The organism is Myxococcus sp. AM009, assembly GCF_013372605.1.
In the GTDB taxonomy this organism is placed as follows: domain Bacteria; phylum Myxococcota; class Myxococcia; order Myxococcales; family Myxococcaceae; genus Myxococcus; species Myxococcus vastator.
Map to the genome: position 1 here is coordinate 1 of NZ_JABXEP010000277.1, position 5,510 is coordinate 5,510.

1 protein-coding gene is annotated in these 5,510 nt (G+C 69.5%); it reads right to left on the bottom strand.

Translation table 11 applies throughout. The annotated features are described in order from the left end of the window. Positions 1–5,510, bottom strand: a 5,510-nt coding sequence (locus tag HV824_RS34685; protein WP_176425181.1) for a non-ribosomal peptide synthetase, incomplete at both ends; no start/stop codon positions are given.

Sequence of the window (5,510 nt, forward strand, 5' to 3'; positions counted from 1 at the left end):
GCACCCCCAACACGCTCACCACCCACTCCAGCGAGCGCTCCACGCACACGCCCACCCGCACCTCGGGGCCCACTCCCATCCCCCTCAGGTGGTGTGCCAGTTGGTTCGCTCGGCGATTCAACGCCTCGTAGCTCACCTGCTGCCCAGCCCACTCCACCGCCACCGCGCCCGGTGTCTTCTCCACCTGCGCTTCGAACAGCTCCGCCAGCGACGCGTCCCTCGGGTACTCCTCACGCCGCCCGCTCCACTCCTCCACCAATCGCAGACGCTCGGCGGCTGACATCAATGGCAGCTCACCCAGGCGCGTCTCCGGATTCGCGACCGCGGCCTCCAGCAGCACCGACACCTGCTTCAGCAGCCGCTCCGCCGTCTTCGCGTCGAACAGGTCGCTGTTGTAATTGATTGACGCGGTGGCACCTTCCGGCAGTTCGACGACGAACATCGACAGGTCGAACTTCGACGTCTGAATCCCCGCGTCCATCACCGTCAGCGACAAGCCCTGTCGCAGCTTCACTTCGGACACAGGCATGTTCTGAAGTGTCAGGGACACTTGAAACAACGGGCTGCGACTCAGGTCCCGCTCTGGCTGCAGTGCCTCCACCAGCTTCTCGAACGGGACGTCCTGGTGCGCGTAGGCGCCCAGGGTCACCTCACGCACCTGCGCCAACAGGTCCCGGAAGGAAAGCTCGGGACGTACGCGGGCCCTCAGCACCAGGGTATTGGCGAAGTTGCCGATGAGCCCCTCCGTCTCCGCCTGCGTGCGACCCGCGATGGGGAAGCCCACGCTGATGTCGTCCTGCCCGGAGAGCCGCCACAACACCGTCTGATACGCCGCCAGCAGCACCATGAACGGCGTGGCCCCTTCTCGCCGCGCGGTCGCCTCTACTTGCCGCCACAGCGCCTTCTGCCACATCTGCCGCTGGACCCCGCCTCGAAAGGTCTGCGCCGCGGGGCGGGGCCTGTCCGTGGGGAGGTCCAGGAATCGCGGCGCGCCCCCCAGCGCCTCGCGCCAGTAACGAACCTGCGCTTCCAACACCTCGTCCTTCAACCACTCGCGCTGCCACAGCGAGTAGTCCGCGTACTGCACGGGCAGCTCCGGCAAGGGTGACGGCAGCCCTTGCGAGAAAGCGTCGTAGAGCGCCGCCAACTCCCGGAGCAGCACGCTCGCGGACCAGCCGTCCGAGACAATGTGATGCAGCAGCAGCACGAGGACGTGCGCCTGCTCGGACTGCTTCAACAGCAGGGGGCGTAGCAGCGGCCCACGCGCGAGCTCGAATGAGCGGTCGACTTCCGCGCGCACCCGGTGCCGCACCTCGGACTCATCCTGAGCACCCAACTGGACCACGGAGAGGTGGACCGGCGATGGCGAAGCGATGCGCTGGACAGGTGCTCCGCTCTCCTCCGGGAAGGTTGTCCGCAGGACGTCATGACGGCGCACCAACTCCGACAGGGCTCGCTCCAGGACCGACACATCCAGGGGCCCCTCCACCCGCAGCACATACGGTACGTTGTATTCGGTGCCGCCCGGCTTCAGCCGATCCAGGAACCACAGTCGCTGCTGCGCGAATGACAGCGGCACCCGGTCCCCCCGAGGCCTCGGACGCAGCGCGGGCAGCGCCTGGCTCCGAGTCGCCTGCTCCACCTGCTGGGCAAAGGACCTCAAGGTGGGCGCCTCGAAGAGGGCCCGCAGCGGGACCTCTACGCCCAGGACCGCGCGCACGCGCGACACCACCTGCGTGGCCAGGAGCGAATGTCCACCCGACGCGAAGAAGTCATCCTCCCGGCCCACCCGCTCCATCCGCAAGACGTGGGCCCAGACAGCGGCCAGCGTCTCCTCCATGGGGGAAGTCGGCGCCTCATAGGCGGGAGCCGAGCCCCGCGCCGACACGTCCGGTACGGGCAGCGCGCGCCAGTCCACCTTGCCGTTGGGCGTCAGGGGCAAGGCCTCCAGTACCACCAGCGCTGACGGCACCATGTGCCCAGGAAGCCGCTGCTGGAGGAAGGCCCTGAGGGCCGCGATGTCCGGAGCAGCCCGGGCCGTGCGAACGGCGTAGCCCACCAGCCGCTTGTCGCCAGGCACGTCTTCTCGCGCGACCACCACCGCGTCCTGGACGTCGGGATGCGCGCTGAGCACCGCCGCCACTTCTCCAGGCTCCACCCGGAACCCTCGCACCTTCACCTGGAAGTCCGTCCGCCCGATGAACTCCAGGCGCCCATCCCCCAACCACCGCACCTTGTCTCCCGTGCGGTACAGCCTCGCGCCAGCCGTCCCACTGTATGGGTCCGGCACGTACCGCTCCGCCGTCAACTCCGGGCGCCCCAGGTACCCTCGGGTCACCTGGGCGCCGCCCACGTACAACTCTCCCCCCACTCCCACCGGCACGGGACGCAGGCTCCCGTCCAACACGTACACCCGCGTGTTGCCCATCGGCCGTCCCAACGGCACCGTCGCGGGTGACTCCGCTCGACGCGGCAGCTCCACGCGCCCCGCCAGCACCCCCACCGTCGTCTCCGTCGGGCCGTAGTGGTTGTGCACCTCGCACCCGGGCGCCAACGCCGCCACCTGCTCCAGCAGGCTCCACGAGGCCGCCTCTCCTCCCACCACCAGCCGCTTCGTCGGCAGCACCTGCCCGGGCGCTGCGCCACTCATCAGCGCCGCGAGGTGAGAGGGCACCACCTTCAAGCACTCCACCGCATGCCGCTGGAAGTACGCCTCCGCTCCCGCCGCGCTGCTTGCCCGCTCCTGCGTCAGCACATGCAGCAGTCCCCCCGTCCACAGCGCCGCGTACAGCACCGTGTTTCCCAGGTCCGCCGCCACCGTCGACACCAGCGCGAAGCTGCGGCACTCCGCCAACCCCAGCCGCGCGTTCGCCGCTTCCACGTAGTTGGCGAGCTGCCCGTGCGACACCCCTACGCCCTTGGGCCGCCCCGTGCTTCCGGACGTGAACAGCACGTACGCCAGCTGCGCCGGGTGCACCTCTACCCGCGGCGCTGCCGTCGGCTGCGCCTCGAGCCGCGCCGCGTCTCCATCCAGCTCCACCCGGCGCGCCGACAGCCCCTCGAAATTCGCCGCATGCCGCGCCTGCGTCACCACCACCGGCGCGGCCACCTCTTCCACCAGCGCGCGCAGGCGGGACGCTGGTTGCGCGGGGTCCAGCGGCACGTACGCGCCTCCCGCCTTCAGAATCCCCAACATCGCCACCACCCACTCCACGCCCCGCTCCAGGCACAGCGCCACTGGCACCTCCTCGCCCACCCCCATCCCCCTCAACTGGTGCGCCACCTGGTTGGCCTGCGCCTCCAACTGGCGGTACGTCAGCTCCCGCTCCTCGCACCGCACCGCGGGCGACTCCGGCGTCCGCTCCGCGTGGTGCTCGACGCACCGGTGGACAGCCTCCCACCGCAAAGCCTGGTCCGCGTCGTTCCATTCCACCAGCACCTGATGACGCTCGGCATCGGTCAGCAGCGGTATCTCGGAGAGGCGCGATTCGGGCCGCGTGGTGACGGCCTTCAGCACCTGCTCCAGGTGGAACACCATCCGCGCCGCCGTGGCCTCCGTGAAGAGGTCGGTGCTGAACTGGAGCGCGCCCTCGAAGCCCTCCGGTGTCTCGCCCAGACTCAGTGACAGCTCGAAGCGCGCCGTCTCCCGGTCGAGCAACCCCATCGGCTTCACGGACAGCCCGGGCAGCGACAAGGGCCCCACCGGGGCGTTCTGCAGCACGAACAGGACCTGGAAGAGCGCACTCCGCCCCAGGTTCCGTTCGGGCTGGAGGTGCTCCACCAGCTTCTCGAAGGGAAGGTCCTGGTGCTCATAGGCGCCGAGCGTCCGATCACGCACCTGCGCCAGCAGCTCGCGGAAGGTGGCCTCGGGCCGGACCTGTGCGCGGAGGACCAGGGTGTTGACGAAGAAGCCGATGAGCCCCTCCGTCTCCTGGTACCGGCGCCCCGCGATGGGCGAGCCCACCAACACGTCCTCCTGCCCGGAGTAGCGCGACAGCAGGAGCTGGAAGGCCGCCAGCAGCACCATGAAGGGCGTGGCCCCTTCCGCATGGGCGAGCGCCGTCACCGCGTCCGACAACGAACGCGACAGGTGAACCGGCATCAGGGCGCCTCTGTGCGAGAGCGTCGCGGGTCTCGGCTTGTCCGTGGGGAGGTCCAGAAACGGAGGCGCGTCGGACAACTGCTGCCGCCACCAGGCGAGCTGTGCGTCCAGCGGGGCACCGCTCAGCCACTGCCGCTGCCACACCGCATAGTCCGCGTACTGCACGGGCAGCTCCGGCAACCCGGGCGGGCGCCCCTCCTGGAAGGCGGAGTAGAGCGCCCCCATTTCGCGGACCAGCACGCCCAGGGACCAACCATCCGAGACGATGTGATGCAGCACCAACACCAGGGCGTGTGTCTCCGGCGACAGCCGAGACAGGAGCGCGCGGACCAGGGGACCTCGCTCCAGTGAGAAGGGCCGCAAGGACTCGCGGATTGCTCGCCCGCGGAAGTCGGTCTCGCGCTCCGCTTCAGGGAGCGCGCTCAAGTCCTCGATCTCGAGCGCGAAGTCCCCGGCCGGCGAGATGACCTGAACGGGTTCGCCTTCGTGAGAGGAAAACGTTGTGCGCAGCGTCTCATGCCGCGCGACAAGGGCCGAGAACGCGCGCTGCAGCGCGGCCACGTTCAGCGTGCCTTCGATGCGCAGCGCGATGGGGACGTTGTAGACGGCGCTGCCCGGATGAAGCTGGTCGATGAACCAGAGCCGCTGCTGGGCGAACGACACGGGCAATGCGCCCGTTCGAGCCGCCGGCGTCATCGCTGGCGCACTCAGGGGTATCGCGGCCCGCGCTGCCTCTTCGATTTGCCGCGCCAGTGCGTCGAGCGTGGGCGAGGCGAAGAGCGTACGCAGCGGCAGCTCCACACCGAACTCCGAGCGAATGTGCGCGATGAGCTGAGTCGCCAGCAAGGAGTGACCGCCCAGTTCGAAGAAGTCAGCGTCGGCGCTGACCTGCTTCAAGCCCAGGACCGCGCACCACAGGTGGCTGAGCTGCTGCTCGGTGGGCGTGCGCGGCGCGATGTGCTGTCGCTGCTCGGGGACGCCTGCCTCCGAGGCCAGGAGCGCCTTGCGGTCGACCTTGCCATTGGGCGTCAGCGGCAACGCCTCCAACACCACCACCGCTGACGGCACCATGTACTCCGGCAACCTCTGCCTCACCGCCTCCTTCAGCGCCGCGGCGTCCGCTCCAGGCGCCACCACGTACGCCTCCACCCGCTTCTCCTGCCCCTCCCCCCTCACCACCGCTGCCGCTTCCTTCACCTGCGCGTGCTGCTTCAGCGCCTCCTCCACCTCCCCCAACTCAATCCGGTAACCCCTCACCTTCACCTGCGTGTCCCGCCGGCCCAGGAACTCCAGCAGCCCACCCTCCTGCCACCGCACCTCGTCCCCCGTCCGGTACAGCCGCGCTCCGTCCCCAAACGGCGAGGGCACGAAGCGCTCCGCCGTCAGCTCCGGCCTCCCCACGTACCCC